This is a genomic window from Bacillus sp. SIMBA_074, from assembly GCF_046534555.1.
Lineage (GTDB): Bacteria > Bacillota > Bacilli > Bacillales > Bacillaceae_G > Bacillus_A > Bacillus_A mycoides.
Genome location: NZ_JAWRYM010000356.1, coordinates 1 through 286, shown reverse-complemented (window position 1 = coordinate 286; position 286 = coordinate 1). Strand labels below are relative to the sequence as shown.

The 286-nt window shown below is 49.3% G+C and carries 1 protein-coding gene; it reads left to right on the top strand.

Annotation, left to right across the window (positions count from 1 at the left end):
• Positions 1 to 71: 71 nt before the first annotated feature.
• A partial coding sequence (locus SB773_RS31145; protein ID WP_410594132.1) for an ABC transporter substrate-binding protein occupies positions 72 to 286 on the top strand: 215 nt, incomplete at its 3' end.

The window sequence follows — 286 nt, the reverse complement described above, 5'->3', positions numbered from 1 at the left end:
GCTCAAATGAGTCAGCCTCTTCAGGTGAAATAGAAGCAAAAGACTTGGTGGTAGCTCTAACGGGAGATCCCGTGAGCTTGGACCCGCAAAACGCTACGGATACGATCTCAAGCTTGATCAATTACCAGGTCCTGGATACGCTCGTTGCTTTTAATGAAAAGATGGAAATCGTACCACGTCTGGCAGAAAGCTGGACCGTTTCGGATGACGGGAAAACATGGACCTTCAAGCTCAGGCAAGGCGTTACGTTCCACGACGGCACTCCGTTTAATGCAGATGCGGTAAA